This window comes from Streptosporangium sp. NPDC049078, assembly GCF_040648855.1.
GTDB lineage: Bacteria > Actinomycetota > Actinomycetes > Streptosporangiales > Streptosporangiaceae > Streptosporangium.
In genome coordinates this window covers 48,095-61,717 of record NZ_JBEZEL010000018.1, presented here as the reverse complement: position 1 = coordinate 61,717, position 13,623 = coordinate 48,095, and the positions used below count along the sequence as shown (strand labels likewise).

Genomic DNA, 13,623 nt, shown 5'->3' with positions numbered 1-13,623 from the left:
AATTGACTCCTACGTTAGATTAGCCTTGCCTAAGCATTACCGAAGAAGAGGGGTACCTGGTGAGCAGGGCCGGTGTGACCACGGCCGCGTCCGAGACGCCCGGGAAACCGGACGGGCCGCGTCCCGGGCGAGCGGGAGGGCCGAGCAGGCGCCCGGTGACGCTCGTGGCCGGGCTGCTGGCGGGACTGGCCGTGCTGGTGCTGCTCGCGATGGTCGGTATCGCGGTGGGATCGCGCTCGATCCCGCTGTCCACGGTCCTGGACGCGCTGCTCGCGCCCGACGGGTCCCCGGACCACACGGTCATCAGGGAACTTCGCGTACCGAGGACCCTGATCGGCATCGGCGTGGGCGCGGCACTCGGCCTGGCCGGGGCGCTGATGCAGAGCCTCACCCGCAATCCGCTCGCCGACCCCGGACTGCTCGGCGTCAACCAGGGCGCCATGTTCGGGGTGACGGTCGCGATCGGACTGCTCGGGGTGGGCGACCCCTCCCTCTACGTCTGGTTCGCGTTCGCCGGTGCGGCCGCCGCCGCCGCACTCGCCTACGCGCTCGGCTCCGCCGGGCGCTCGGGAGGCGGGCCGGTACGGCTCACACTCGCCGGTGTCGCACTGGGCATGGTCTTCAACGCGGCCGCGTCGGCGATCCTGCGGAGCGACAACGCGACCTTCGACCGGATGCGGTTCTGGCTCACCGGCTCACTGGCCGGGGTGAGCGGCGACGTCGCGATACGGCTCGCCCCGTTCCTCGCGGCCGGGCTGGTGCTCGGACTGCTGCTCGCCAAACCGCTCAACGCCCTCGCGCTCGGCGACGAGGCGGGACGCGCGCTCGGCGTGAACATGGCCCGCACGCGCGGGCTCACCGCGATCGCCGTCACCCTGCTGTGCGGAGCCGCCACCGCCGCCACCGGACCGCTCTGGTTCGTGGGCCTGGCCGTGCCGCACGCGGTGCGCGCCCTCACCGGCCCCGACCAACGCTGGGTCCTGCCCTACACCCTCGTGCTCGCCCCCGTGGTGCTGCTCGGCTCCGACATCCTCGGCCGGGTCGTCGCCGCCCCCGGTGAGGTGCAGGTGGGCATCATGTGCGCGGTCGTCGGCGCCCCGGTGTTCATCCTGCTCGCCCGCCGCCGGAGGCTCGCCGCGCTATGAAGATCACCTCACGGCGGACGGACACCCCGAAGGCCCGCCGCACGAACCCTCTCCTGAGAGTCACCTCACGGATGGCACCCGCCACGGAGACCTCCCACCTCGCGAACGGCTCACCGCGGACACCCGCCGCCCTGCGCCTGGGTTCCTGGTCGCTGCGGCTCCCACCGCGCGGCCTCGCCGCCGGGGCCGCCGTCGCCCTCCTGGGACTGGCCGTCAGCCTCGTCGCGCTGTCCACCGGCGAGTTCACCGTTCCCATCCCCGACATCGTGGCCGCCCTGTTCGGTGAGGGGCCTCCGGTCGCCGAACTCATCGTGAGCCGCCTGCGGGCGCCGCGTGTGGTGACCGGCCTGCTGGTCGGCGCCGCGTTCGGGCTGAGCGGCGCCATCCTGCAGAGCCTCACCCGCAACCCGCTCGGCAGCCCCGACTTCATCGGCTTCACCGCCGGAGCCTCCACCGGGGGCATCGCCGCCGTCATCCTGGGCGGCACCGCCTGGCAGATCGCCGGAGCCTCCCTCGCCGGGTGCGTCCTGTCCGCACTGGTGGTCTACGCCCTCGCCTACCGGCGCGGGGTGCAGGGCTACCGGCTGATCCTGGTCGGCATCGGGATCGGCGCGCTGCTGGTCTCCGCCGACTGGTACATGCTCACCCGCGCCGACATCAACGACGCCGCCACCGCGGGAGCGTGGATCACCGGCAGCCTCGGCGGACGCGGCTGGGAGCACGCGATCCCGGTCGCGTACGCGCTGGCGGTGCTCCTGCCCGTCTGCGCTCTCCTGTCTCGCCCGCTGCGGATGATGGAGATGGGCGACGACGCGGCCAAGGCCGCGGGCATCCGCGTCGAGCCGGTACGCGCGACGGCGATCGCCGTCGCGGTGCTGCTGTGCGGGGTCGCCGTCGCCGCCGCCGGACCCGTGATCTTCGTGGCGATGGCCGCGCCGCAACTGGCCCGCCGGATCACCCGCTCCCCCGGCGTCACCCTGCTCACCTCGGCGCTGACCGGCGCCACCCTGCTGGTCGGCGCCGACCTGGCCGCACAGCGCGTCTTCGCGCCGGTGCAGCTACCGGTCGGGATCATGACCGCCGCGATCGGCGGGATATACCTGGTGTTTCTACTCCGGAGGGAACGACGTTGAGACTGTACGGCACCGACCTGACGCTCTCCTACGACAAGCGCGTGGTGGCCAGCGACCTGAACGTCACGATCCCCGACGGGTCGTTCACCGTGATCATCGGCCCCAACGCGTGCGGCAAGTCCACCATGCTGCGCGCCCTGGCCCGCATGCTCAAACCCCGCGCGGGGACGGTCCACCTGGACGGGGCCGCGATCACCTCGCTGCCGTCCAAGGAGGTGGCGCGCAGGCTGGGCCTGCTGCCGCAGAGCTCGATCGTGCCCGACGGCATCACGGTCGCCGACCTGGTGGGCAGGGGCCGCTACCCGCACCAGCGGCTGATGCGGCAGTGGTCCCGCGAGGACGAGGTCGCGGTGGCGGCGGCGATGGAGTCCACCGACGTGACCGAACTGGCGGAGCGCTGCGTGGACGAGCTCTCCGGCGGCCAGCGCCAGCGGGTCTGGCTCGCGATGGCGCTCGCCCAGGAGACGCCGATCCTGCTGCTCGACGAGCCGACGACCTTCCTGGACATCGCCCACCAGATCGAGGTGCTCGACCTCTGTGCCGACCTGCACGAGCGGGGCAGGACCCTCGTCGCCGTACTGCACGACCTGAACCAGGCCTGCCGCTACGCCACCCACCTGATCGTGATGCGCGACGGCCGGATCGTCGCCGAGGGCGACCCCTCCTCGATCATCACGGCCGCGCTGGTGGAGCAGGTCTTCGAACTGCGCTGCGAGATCATCGAGGATCCGCAGAGCGGCACCCCGCTGATCGTCCCCGAGACCCGCCGCCGCGCCCCCGCCCGCGCCTGAGCCCCTCGCTCATCCCTCCAGCGCGACCCGGCGGGCCAGTCCGAGGGGGAGCCCGCCCGAACCGGCCAGCGTGTCGTGGAAGGCGCGCAGGTCGCCGCGGCCCGCGGCCAGGTAGTCGTCGCGGATGCGGTCGATCTCCAGGGCGCCGGTGAGGTAGGAGGGCGCCTGGGTGGGCCACGCGCAGTAGCGGTCGACCTCCCCCTTCGCCGTGCCGGGGGTGAGCGACGATCTCGTGGTCATGTACTCCTCCGCCTGCTCGATCGTCATGTCGCCGCAGTGCAGCGAGGTGTCGACGACGATGCGGGCCGCGCGGAAGAGCCTGAAGTCGAGGTGGGCGAGCTCCTGGGCCGGGGTGGTGAAGTACCCCTGCTCGTGCATGAGCTTCTCGACGTACAGGCCCCAGCCCTCGGCGAAGTACGGGGTGCGAAACAGCCTGCGGGCCCGCCGGGGGTTGTCCGCCACCCACGACAGGTGCCAGTGGTGGCCGGGATATGCCTCGTGGACGGCGATGGAGGGCATCTGCGCCCTGGCGTTGGTACGCAGCCGCTGACGGATCTGTTCCTCGGTGAAGGACGCGGGGGTGTACGGGACGAAGAAGTGCCCGATCCTGGAGGTCGACAGGGGCGGGGGCGACATGTAGGAGGCGACGGCGACGATGGGCCGCTGAAACTCCGGCGACGGGACGACCCTGCACTCCTCGCCCCGCGCGAAGGTCACCAGGCCGCGCTCGCGGACGAACCTCCTGGCCCGCTCCGTCTCGGCCTCGTACTCGGCCCGCATGTCCTCCAGCGTCGGCGCGTGGTCGTCCTGGAGTTCGGCGATGACCGCGTGCCAGTCACCGGAACCGCCGTCCAGCCTCGCCGCGACCTCGCGCATCCGCGCGTCCAGCTCGTCGTAGGCGGCCTGTCCCCGGTCGCGCAGCTCGCCGGCGCCGTAGCCGAGCATCTCCCGCTCACGCAGCAGGGTGGAGTAGAGCTCCTCCCCCATCCGCCAGGTGCCGGTCGCCCGGAAACCTTCGAGGAACCCCACCAGCTCGTCGAAGGCCGCCGCCGCGGGTTCGGCCGCGGCCGCCAGCCGGGCGCGCAGGGCCTCGTCGGCGACCTGGCCGGGGACCGTCTCGGTGAGGAAGCGCCGGGCGGTCCGCGACTGGCCCAGCCCTCGCTGGACCAGCAGCGGAGCCGCCAGGGCGGGATCGAGATTCGCCCGGCAGGCGGCGATGACGTCCGGCACCTCGGCCAGCCGCGCGACGGCCGCGTCCACCAGTTCGGCCTCGGGGGACAGCCGCTGCAGGAACGGCCCGAACATCGAGGAGAAGATCGGCCCCACGTAGGCGGAAGGATCGCGCCGCCAGAGGGGCCACGTCTCGTACGCGATCTCGCCGCGCAGCATGGACATGACCAGCTCCCGGTCGATCTCGTCCTCGAAGCTCTCGGACCTTTCCCGCCTCTCCGGGCCCGCGGGAGCTCCGGGGCTCCCGGGAGCCCGGACCCGCTGAAGGCGCTCCAGCCATCGGCGCGTCTCACGCTCCCTGGCGAGGATTCCGGACTCGGTGAAGTCACCGAGAGTCCTGTCGTACCCCTGCGCGCCCGCGAGGGCGGCGTAGGAGGGATTCGCCGCCAGATACCAGTCGAGAAAGCCGCTCACGAGCTCAGGAGACGTCATAACGCCGGATCCTACTGGGCCGATGATCTCGTCACCGGTCTTGCCGCCCGCCGGCTCTCCCGCGGCCCGAATCACCCGGACATGTGGGCCTCGGGTGGACCGGAGTTCGCGGACGAGCGAGCACGCCCCCGCGATTCCCATAAACTCGTCTCGTGGGTGACCCGAAATTCGAGATCCAGATGCTCCACGACCGTGTCATGGTCAAGATCGAGCAGGAGTCCGAGGAACGCCGCAGCACGGCCGGAATCGTCATCCCCGCGACGGTGAAGATGGCCAACCGCCTCGTCTGGGGTGAGGTCTGCGGCGCGGGCCAGAACGTCCGCGCGGTGAAGGTCGGCGACAAGGTCCTGTTCAACCCCGAGGAGCAGTACGAGGTCGAGGTCCACGGCCAGGTCTACCTGGTGATGCGCGAGCGCGACCTGCACGCCATCGCCACCCCGCAGACCGACAACGGTACCGGCCTGTATCTCTGACGGCCGTCTCCGGCGACACCGGCCCGCGCCGTCGACGGCACCCGCCTCCCCGGCCCTCCGAGGTCTCCGGTGACCCCGATGACACGGCCCGCGCCTCCGGCGGTACCGCCCGCGCACCGCACCCGCGCGCGGGCGTCTCACCCGCCGCCGGTCACCGCCGGGTGTAGCCGAGATAGAGCTTGTTGGACCAGTCGTCGGCGGAGAAGGCCGCCAGGACCCGCGTCACCTTGCCCTTCAGCGTGGACAGGACCACCTGGTAGTGGCCCGAGGAGGGAACGACCGCGATGAAGTGCGTCTCGTCCCACCAGCCCCACAGGGCCTTCGGCTTGATGCCCGGCACCTTGTTCACGAGCTTGCCCGAGGTGCGGTCCCAGACGCAGACGTGCTCGGTGTAACTGGAGGGGCACCAGGTCATCAGGCTCCGCCCCGAAGGGGTGAAGGCGTCCTCCCCACCGGCGGGCCTGCCGGTCTTGGCCAGGGTGCGGCGGATCGCGCCGTCCTGCCCGTAGAAGCGGGTGCCCCCCGCGTACTCGGCCACGACATCGAGACCGTCGGAGCTCCAGCGGAACCTCGCGGCCTTGTCGACATTGGCCACGGTCACGCTCTTGGCGGTCTTCGCCACCGTGTCGACGACCACGAAGCCGGAGGTCACCCACGCGGATCCGCTCTTTCTCTCGACGGTCAGCACCGCCTTGTCGCCCCTGCGGTTCCAGTGGACGTAGTGCGCGACGAGCGGCTTCTTCACCGTGCGGATCCTGGTGCTCTTGGAGGCCGCGAGGTCGAGCAGGACGACCGAGTCGTAGCCCTCCTGGTAGGAGACGGGCACCGCGAGGGCCTTGGTCGCCTTCGGCGCGACCGTGATCTCCTGGTAGGCGGCCTGCCGGGTGAATCCGGCGCCCCTTCGCAGGTAGGTCATCTTGCCGAAGGAGTAGGAGGTCACTCTGAGCGCGTCCTTGGAATCCTCCCTGACGGTGACCCGGGTGCCGGGCAGCACGATGTCGACGGGCGCGGCGAGAGGCCCGGCGAGAGGCGCGGCGAGAGGCGCGGCGGCGGGTGCGGCGGCGGCCGGCTCGGCGGCGTGTGCGGCCGCCGGAACCGGCACGAGCACCGAGACCAGAAGCGCCAGGCTTCCAACCACTCTGTAAATCCCAGGAGTCACGGACACGGCGGCATCCTAAGCCGGAAAGCCCTCAAGATCGTGATCTAGAACGAATCGGTTAGAAGAGGTGTGGGAGAGGGTGAGCGGGGTGAGGAGACACTGGAAGCGCGTGAGACGGAAAATCGAGGACACGCGCGAGCGACGAACCGAAAACGCGAGCGGGCAACGCAAAGTCACCCGGACGAAGTGGGCTGGATTCGGCCACGATGAGCCATGTCATGGAGTTAGCGGCCGTATCGCCGATTAATGTCCTCCCATGAGGGATCGGTCATGTGCGCCCCACTCCTGGGTGCCCACCGCGGCCGGTTACGCGGCGATGGCGATCGGCGTCCTGGACATCCTCAGGGCCGTGCTGCCCTCGTTCAGGAGAAGCCGGGTCGGCGAGCTCACCGGACTCCTGCCGGGGACGTTCACCTCTCTCGCCCAGGCCGCCTCGCTCGTCCTGGGCATCCTCATCGTCATGCTCGCCCACGGTCTCCGGCGCAGGAAGAGAAGGGCCTGGCAGGCGGTGATGGTGCTCCTGCCACTGAGCGTTCTCACCGAGTTCCTGCACTCGCACCGCCCCTTCACCGCCCTCCTCAGCACGCTGGTCGTCGCCCTGCTCGTGGTCAGACAGCGCGAGTTCTACGCCCTCTCCGACCCCCGGACCCGCCGGCGGGCGCTGTGGAACCTCCTCGCCCTGGGCGCCCTGGACATCGTCATCGGCTGGGTCGTGGTCAACGCCCACCCCCGGACGATCATCGGTGATCCCAGCGCCGGAGAGCGGCTCCAGCACGTGCTGCTCGGCCTCGTCGGGGTGGAGGGCCCGGTCGGATACTCCTCGGAGCGGACCGCCGACCTGGTCTACTTCTCACTCCTCGGTCTCGGCGCGCTCACCGCGGTGACGACCCTCTACCTCGCGCTGCGGCCGGAGAGGCCCGTCGCCGAACTGGGCCCCGAGCAGGAGGCCGCGGTCCGTGCGCTGCTCGCCGGACACGGCGCCCGCGACTCGCTGGGCTACTTCGCGCTGCGCCGCGACAAGAGCGTCGTGTTCTCCCCGACGGGCAAGGCGGTGATCGCCTACCGGGTGGTCTCGGGGGTCATGCTCGCCAGCGGCGATCCCATCGGGGACGTCGAGGCGTGGCCGGGCGCGATCAGGCGGTTCATGGAGGAGGCGGAACGGCACGCCTGGGTGCCCGCCGTGATCGGTTGCAGCGAGACGGGCGGCGAGATCTGGACGAGGGAGGGCCGCCTGTCCGCCCTGGAGATCGGTGACGAGGCGATCGTCGACGTCGCCGGCTTCACCCTCGAGGGCAGGGCGATGCGCAACGTCCGGCAGATGGTGAAGCGGGTGGAGCGCGCGGGCTACACCTGTCTCGTACGGCGGGTCGGAGACCTCACCGAGGCGGAGAAGGACCGGATCCGGCACGCCGCCGACTTCTGGCGCGGCACGGACACCGAGCGGGGCTTCTCCATGGCCCTCGGCCGCTTCGGTGACCCCGCCGACGCCGAATGCGTCGTCGTCACGGCGCACAGGCTCCCCGATGGCACCGAGGGCTCAGGAAACACCGCGAAGAGCGGTGATTCCGGGGATTCCGGGGATTCCGGGGATTCCGGGGATTCCGGGGATCGCGAGTACGGCCCGGACGGCGCAGGCGGCGCGGAGACCGGGGACGGCGACAGGGGCGGCCAGGACGAGGTGAACGGTGCGAGCGGCACCACCGGCGCGGGCGGCAAAGGCGGCGCGAGCCGCATGACCGGCGCGGGCGACGCGCACGGTAAGGATGCCGCGAAGGACGGGAGAGAGGCGGGTGAGGACATCCGCGCCGTCCTGCACTTCGTCCCCTGGGGGGAGCACGGCATCTCCCTCGACCTGATGCGCCGTGACCACGACGCCGACCCGGGCCTCAACGACCTGCTCATCGTCAAGGCCCTGCAGGCGGCCCCGGCCCTCGGTGTGAGCGTGGTCTCGCTCAATTTCGCGATGTTCCGCGCCGCGCTCGCCAGGGGCGAGCGGCTGGGTGCGGGCCCGATCCTCCGTCTCTGGTACGGCGTCCTGGTCTTCCTGTCCAGGTGGTTCCAGATCGAGTCGCTGTACAGGTTCAACGCGAAGTTCCAGCCGCTGTGGAAACCCCGATTCCTCGTCTATCCCTCGGCGCGGGACCTTCCGCGGATCGGCCTGTCGGCGCTCCAGGCGGAGGCCTTCGTCTCCCTCCGCCTTCCCAGGATCGCCTTTCGCCGCGTCAGGCCCCTCCGCCCGGCGCCTCCCCGCACCTCACGCACTCCATCTCCATGACCATGGGAACCTCCATGACCGCGGGAACGTGATGGCGCCGGTGCTCGTAGAACCGATGACCGAGCCCTGCCGCGACGAGCACCCCGCCGAGCAGCACGAGCATGAACGGTCCGTACTTCTCGTGCCCTATCAGCCCCATGACGAGGTGGGCTATACCGGCGGCGACGATGATCGCGCCGACGTTGAGCAGTTCCCTGTTGAGCGTCCACCCCGAGGCGGATCGTTCCCGTTCCGTCTCACTCATGCCCTCAGGTTCACTACGGTCAGTTACAGTCCTCGACGGATTCCGTCACCGCGATGTAAAACGCGGAGCGGCGATGTAAAACGCGGAGCATCTTCTCCCGGTGGCAAATGTTGTCATCCATAAAGAAACAGGACTTTCCCCGGCCGAAAGACCTGACAGCCTCGGATACCGGCCCCGTCAGCCGCCGAGCCGGCGGAACCTGCGCGCCGACAACGGCAGGAAGACGGCGATCAGCAGCAGCGGCCAGAGCACCGCCATGAGCGTGGCGTTCTGCACGATCCACGACTCCCCCGCCCAGCCGGGGTTGTCGAAGAGCCGTCTCGCGGCCGTCGCGGTGGCCGAGAGCGGGTTCCACTCCGCGATCGCGCCGAGCCAGCCGGGCATGGTGGCGGGGTCGACGAACACGCTGGACAGGAAGCCGACCGGCCAGACCAGGATCTGCACCGACGTCACCACCTCCGGTCCTCCCGCGACGAGGCCGATGTAGATACCCACCCAGATCAGGGCGAAGCGCAGCAGCAGGAGCAGTCCCACGGCGGCCAGCGCGTCGGGCACCCCTCCCCCGGCGCGCCAGCCGAGCAGCAGTCCGGCCCCGATCATGACGGCCAGCCCGACGACCGAGTTGAGCATGTCGGCGATCCCGCGGCCCATCACGACCGCCGAGGCGCTCATCGGCATCGAACGGAACCTGTCGGTCACGCCCTTGGCCGCGTCGGTGGTGACCGCCGTCATCGTGCTCTCCAGGCCGAAGAGCATCGTCATCGCGAACATGCCGGGGATCAGGAAGTCGAAGTAGCCGCCCCCGCCGGGGACGCCGATGGCGCCGCCGAACAGGCCGCCGAACATCAGCACCATCAGGACCGGGAAGAGCCATCCGACGGCGACCGTTCCCGGGCGACGGCCCCAGTGGCTCAGGTCGCGCAGGGTGATGGTCCAGGAGTCGGCCAGCGCCCAGCCGAACCGGGCGAGCGGGGAGGCGGCGGGCGTGGTCGGGGTCGTCGTGCTCACGTGGATGCCTCCGCATCGGGGGTCGGAATCGTGGTACTCACGCGGATGCCTCCGCATCGGGGATCGTCGTACTCGGCGGGGGCCCACCGGGAACGGTGACCGCCCGCGCCGGAGCGCACGGCGGCGATGTCCGTCCGGTCCCTTTCGCGGGAGAGCGAGGTCACGGTGCTCACGCGGACGCCCCGGCGTGGGCGGTCGTGCTCTCGGCGCCGCCCGTGAGGTGCAGGAAGACCTCGTCGAGCGTGGGGCGGCGCAGTGTGACGTCGACCGGCTCGATCCCGGCGTCACCGAGCGCGGTGGCCATGGTGACGAGCGCCCGGGTGCGCTCGGCGACCGGGATGCTGACCCGGCGCGCCTCGGCGTCCACGTGGATCTCACCGGAGGCGACCCGCGCCGCGAGGGCCTCGGTCGCGGCCACGTCCGCCGGGTCGGTGAGGACGATGTCGAGCCAGTCGCCGCCGATGGCGGACTTCAGCTCCTCCGGGGTGCCCTCGGTCACGACCCGGCCCGCGCCGAGCATGGTGATCCGGTCGGCCAGCCGGTCCGCCTCCTCCAGATACTGGGTGGTGAGCAGCACGGTCGTGCCGGAGCCGACCAGGTCGCGGATGGCCGACCACACCTCCTGGCGGGCGGCCGGGTCGAGGCCGGTGGTGGGCTCGTCCACGAACAGCACCCGGGGCGAGACGATGAGGCTCGCCGCCAGGTCGAGCCGCCTGCGCATGCCGCCGGAATACTCACCGACCGGCTTGGCCCCTGTGTCGGCCAGTGAGAACCGCTCCAGCAGTTCGTCGGCCCGCCTCCGCGCCCCGGCCGCGGGCAGATGGTTCAGCCTGCCGAACATCACCAGGTTCTGCCGCCCGCTGAGGATCTCGTCGACCGCCGCGTACTGCCCGACCAGCCCGATCCGCTCGCGCACCTGCCGCGCCTGCGTACGGACGTCGAATCCCGCGACGCTCGCCCGGCCCGAGTCCGGGCGCAGCAGCGTGGACAGGATTCTGATCGCCGTGGTCTTGCCCGCGCCGTTGGGACCGAGCAGGCCGCAGACCGTTCCGGCCGCCACCTCCAGGTCGAATCCGTTGAGACCCGTGCCCTCGGTGGCACCCGTGTAGTTCTTTCGCAGGTCGTAGGCGGCGATCGCCGCCGCGTCCCGTCCGGCCGCCCTCGCGTCTGCTGGTTTCACTCTTCGCACCCGTCTTCCCGTCCGGCACTCACCGGCAGTTCGCCCCACATCTGCGCGTTCTTTGAACGTAGACCGTACCGTACACCGTACGGCTCAGCTACGGTGGTCCCAACGCCGAGAATCTGGAGACTGTTCCCGTGAGTGCGAAGAAAGCTTCCGACGCCGACCCGGCACGCAGCCTGGCGCTGCTGTGGGGCTCGCACAGCAAGCCGGGGCGCTCGGGGCTGACGGTGCGTTCGATCGTCCTGGCGGCCGTCGAGCTGGCCAACGCCGAAGGGCTCGAAGCGGTCTCGATGCGCCAGGTCGCCGAGCGACTGGGGGTCGGGACCATGTCCCTCTACACCCACGTCCCCGGCAAGGGCGAGCTGGTCGACCTCATGGTCGACACCGCGTACGGGGAGCTCTACGACGACGTGGACGCCCCGTCCCGGCAACCGGGCGGGTGGCGGGGCGCGCTGGAGTTCGTCGCCGCCCGCAACTGGGACCTCTACCGGCGCAACCCGTGGATGCTGCAGGTCATCGACGCCCGCTCCACCCTGGGACCGAACGCCTCGCTCAAGTACGAGGCCGAGCTACGCCCGCTGGACGGCGTCGGCCTGACGGACGTCGAGATGGACTCCGTCCTGGCCCTGGTCCTCAGCCACGTGCAGAGCACCGCCAGAACGGCCGCCAACCAGGCACGGGTCCAGGAGGAGAGCGGGATGACCGACGTCGAGTGGTGGGTGTCCAACGCCCCGCTGCTCGACAAGATCATGGACGGCACCCGCTTCCCGGTCGCCTCCCGGGTCGGCCAGGCCGCGGGCGAGGCCCACCAGGCGATCTCCGACCCCGCACACGCCCTCACCTTCGGCCTGGACCGCATCCTGGCCGGAATCGCCGCCCTGATCGCGGGCCGGAATCGCTCATGAACCCGGATCCCGAGGAGTGCCCCGCGGACGATCCGTCACAGGAGAACGGACGCCGTCCCCTCAGACCGTTCCCCGCTTTCTCTCGGGACCTGGGTGGCGATCGTGGCGGCACACCGCGAGCGCGTCCCCGCGCCGGTCGTGGAGGCGAGGGCCGACGATCGATTCGCCGCCCTGCGCCGGTCGCGGGCGGGGGTCGGTGCCGGAAACAGAAAAAGCGGGGTGTGCGGGACGGAAACGGCCTTGGTCGCCGTTTCCGTCCCGCACACCCCGGAGGGCCGGTTTAGTAGTAACCGGTGCCCGTGATGGCCGCGGGCTGGTTGCCCATGTTCTTCACCCGGTAGCGGATGCACTGGGCGGGCGGGGTGGTGGTGGCGGCGACGTACGCGGCGTGGTCGTTCGCGGCGATCGGCACCGACCCGACGTACCTGCCGCGGCAGTTACCGATCTTCACCTTGACGGGCACGCTGTTCTCGTCGAGCTTGACCAGAACGTTTCCGCCGTACCGGGCTCCGGGGACGAGTTCGGGCGTGAGGAACACCTCCTCGCCCGGCTGGACCCTCGCGGCCAGGTTGACGTCGTCGGCGTGGGCGGGGGTGCCGGTCAGTGCGACGGCTCCGGCGGCCGCCAGGACCAACATCGAGGACAGGGCGCGCATCGAACGTCACTCTCCTTACTCGTCTCTGCGGATCGGACGTGGAGACACTACGAAGAGTCACATCCGCGAAAGATAACGAGGTGGAAGGGCCTGGGTAAAACTCCGGGGAGCGCCGGTCCCGTTTCCCGGACAGCGTGCGTCATAGGCGGTCAGAGTGCCGCCGGCGCCGTTGCCGTGGGTGACGGCACGGAGGCGGGACATTCCGGGGAAAGCCCTGCGGGCCGGACAGGACGCCGTCGTCGCGGCGGGCCCAGGAGAAGCGGAGCGAGGGCGGCTATCGGATGAGGAACTTCCGGGCCTCGACGATCAGGTCGATGTGGAGGCTGAGCTTGAGGCCGTAGTAGACGATCGCGGTGGCGGTCACCGCCGCGACGGCGACGACCAGGATCTTGACGCTCCAGCCCTGGCGGCCCAGCCAGGCCGTCCAGGCCGACAGGGTCCGCTTGCCGAACTCCAGCAGCCGGTGCGCCCAGTGGAACTCGGTGGCCAGCACCGCGAGCCCCGCGAAGACGACCAGCCAGCCGGGGCCGGGGAAGGGCACCATGATCAGTCCGCCGACGACCAGTACGGTGCCGATCACGCCGATGACGATCTTCAGGGTGAGACGGCCCGCGCTGGTGGACCTGACGCCGTCGAGCCAGCCGTGGATGCCGGACCGCCCGGCCGCCGCGTCTTTCAGCGCGTCGGCGTCGCCCAGCTCGACCCGGCGGTCACTCCCGGCGCCGCCGACGGCGGCCTCGCCCTGGACGCCACCGAGGCCGGTCTCTCCGCGTACGCCGCCGGTGCCGGTCTCAGACGGCTGCCCGGTCGCGCCGTGAGGCTCGCGCACCCCATCTGAGATCGTCATGTTCTCCCCAGCACAGTCGGTTTCTTCCACAATAGGCTCTGCTGGGCGACCCGGCCCCGCCGACGTCCTCAGATCATCCTCAGGGGGGAGGGCCGGGGGTCCTCAGGGGGGAGTCCCGAGATCGCCGCGGTCGCCCCTCTCGC

13 protein-coding genes are annotated in these 13,623 nt (G+C 70.9%); 6 read left to right on the top strand and 7 right to left on the bottom strand.

What is annotated here, in order from left to right:
- The first annotated feature begins 59 nt into the window (after positions 1-59).
- The 3 genes from AB0B90_RS28880 to AB0B90_RS28870 all read left to right on the top strand — a co-directional run bounded on the left by AB0B90_RS28880 (position 60) and on the right by AB0B90_RS28870 (position 3,069).
- Positions 60-1,145 (top strand): iron chelate uptake ABC transporter family permease subunit, encoded by a 1,086-nt coding sequence (locus AB0B90_RS28880; RefSeq protein ID WP_350947371.1) that lies wholly within the window; start codon positions 60-62, stop codon positions 1,143-1,145.
- Positions 1,146-1,216: 71 nt separating this feature from the next.
- On the top strand, positions 1,217-2,278 hold the full coding sequence (locus AB0B90_RS28875; protein ID WP_362925795.1) for an iron chelate uptake ABC transporter family permease subunit: 1,062 nt from the start codon (positions 1,217-1,219) through the stop codon (positions 2,276-2,278).
- Positions 2,275-3,069 (top strand): ABC transporter ATP-binding protein, encoded by a 795-nt coding sequence (locus AB0B90_RS28870; protein ID WP_350947369.1) that lies wholly within the window; start codon positions 2,275-2,277, stop codon positions 3,067-3,069. The genes AB0B90_RS28875 and AB0B90_RS28870 overlap by 4 nt, the downstream gene beginning before the upstream one ends.
- A gap of 9 nt (positions 3,070-3,078) precedes the next feature.
- Here AB0B90_RS28870 and AB0B90_RS28865 read toward each other — a convergent pair whose 3' ends face one another.
- Positions 3,079-4,731 carry a DUF885 domain-containing protein gene (locus tag AB0B90_RS28865; protein WP_362925794.1) on the bottom strand — a complete coding sequence of 551 codons (1,653 nt, stop codon included), beginning with the start codon at positions 4,729-4,731 and terminating at the stop codon, positions 3,079-3,081.
- A 152-nt stretch (positions 4,732-4,883) separates the two neighbouring features.
- On the opposite strand from AB0B90_RS28865, the gene AB0B90_RS28860 reads away from it, so the two are divergent.
- Positions 4,884-5,204 carry a co-chaperone GroES gene (locus AB0B90_RS28860; RefSeq protein WP_350947367.1) on the top strand — a complete coding sequence of 107 codons (321 nt, stop codon included), beginning with the start codon at positions 4,884-4,886 and terminating at the stop codon, positions 5,202-5,204.
- Between the two features lie 151 nt (positions 5,205-5,355).
- On the opposite strand, the gene AB0B90_RS28855 is transcribed toward AB0B90_RS28860, so the two are convergent.
- A complete protein-coding gene (locus AB0B90_RS28855; protein ID WP_362925793.1) occupies positions 5,356-6,342 on the bottom strand; it encodes a hypothetical protein in 987 nt (328 codons plus the stop codon).
- A gap of 277 nt (positions 6,343-6,619) precedes the next feature.
- On the opposite strand from AB0B90_RS28855, the gene AB0B90_RS28850 reads away from it, so the two are divergent.
- Positions 6,620-8,638 (top strand): phosphatidylglycerol lysyltransferase domain-containing protein, encoded by a 2,019-nt coding sequence (locus tag AB0B90_RS28850; RefSeq protein WP_362925792.1) that lies wholly within the window; start codon positions 6,620-6,622, stop codon positions 8,636-8,638.
- Here AB0B90_RS28850 and AB0B90_RS28845 read toward each other — a convergent pair.
- The 3 genes from AB0B90_RS28845 to AB0B90_RS28835 form a co-directional block, all read right to left on the bottom strand.
- A complete protein-coding gene (locus AB0B90_RS28845) occupies positions 8,586-8,882 on the bottom strand; it encodes a hypothetical protein (RefSeq protein WP_350947364.1) in 297 nt (98 codons plus the stop codon). The two genes, AB0B90_RS28850 and AB0B90_RS28845, sit on opposite strands and share 53 nt — an antisense overlap.
- Positions 8,883-9,059: 177 nt before the next feature.
- Positions 9,060-9,890: an ABC transporter permease gene (locus AB0B90_RS28840; protein ID WP_350947363.1), complete on the bottom strand. Its 831-nt coding sequence runs from the start codon at positions 9,888-9,890 to the stop codon at positions 9,060-9,062.
- Between the two features lie 169 nt (positions 9,891-10,059).
- A complete protein-coding gene (locus AB0B90_RS28835; RefSeq protein WP_362925791.1) occupies positions 10,060-11,070 on the bottom strand; it encodes an ATP-binding cassette domain-containing protein in 1,011 nt (336 codons plus the stop codon).
- A gap of 137 nt (positions 11,071-11,207) precedes the next feature.
- Here AB0B90_RS28835 and AB0B90_RS28830 point away from each other — a divergent pair, with 137 nt between their 5' ends.
- Positions 11,208-11,978 (top strand): TetR/AcrR family transcriptional regulator, encoded by a 771-nt coding sequence (locus tag AB0B90_RS28830; protein WP_350947361.1) that lies wholly within the window; start codon positions 11,208-11,210, stop codon positions 11,976-11,978.
- A gap of 280 nt (positions 11,979-12,258) precedes the next feature.
- Here the strand turns inward: AB0B90_RS28830 and AB0B90_RS28825 are convergent, their stop codons facing one another.
- Positions 12,259-12,633, bottom strand: coding sequence for a hypothetical protein (locus AB0B90_RS28825; protein ID WP_350947360.1), 375 nt, complete (start codon positions 12,631-12,633; stop codon positions 12,259-12,261).
- 274 nt (positions 12,634-12,907) lie between these two features.
- Complete coding sequence (locus AB0B90_RS28820; RefSeq protein ID WP_362925790.1) at positions 12,908-13,480, bottom strand: TIGR02611 family protein; 573 nt, start codon at positions 13,478-13,480, stop codon at positions 12,908-12,910.
- Positions 13,481-13,623: the final 143 nt, after the last annotated feature.

What these genes read in the sequence shown, in the direction of transcription:
- AB0B90_RS28845 (WP_350947364.1), bottom strand. Translation starts at nt 8,882, where the DNA reads ATGAGTGAGACGGAACGGGAACGATCCGCCTCGGGGTGGACGCTCAAC.
- AB0B90_RS28865 (WP_362925794.1), bottom strand. Translation starts at nt 4,731, where the DNA reads ATGACGTCTCCTGAGCTCGTGAGCGGCTTTCTCGACTGGTATCTGGCG.
- AB0B90_RS28820 (WP_362925790.1), bottom strand. Translation starts at nt 13,480, where the DNA reads ATGACGATCTCAGATGGGGTGCGCGAGCCTCACGGCGCGACCGGGCAG.
- AB0B90_RS28825 (WP_350947360.1), bottom strand. Translation starts at nt 12,633, where the DNA reads ATGCGCGCCCTGTCCTCGATGTTGGTCCTGGCGGCCGCCGGAGCCGTC.
- AB0B90_RS28875 (WP_362925795.1), top strand. Translation starts at nt 1,217, where the DNA reads ATGGCACCCGCCACGGAGACCTCCCACCTCGCGAACGGCTCACCGCGG.
- AB0B90_RS28850 (WP_362925792.1), top strand. Translation starts at nt 6,620, where the DNA reads ATGAGGGATCGGTCATGTGCGCCCCACTCCTGGGTGCCCACCGCGGCC.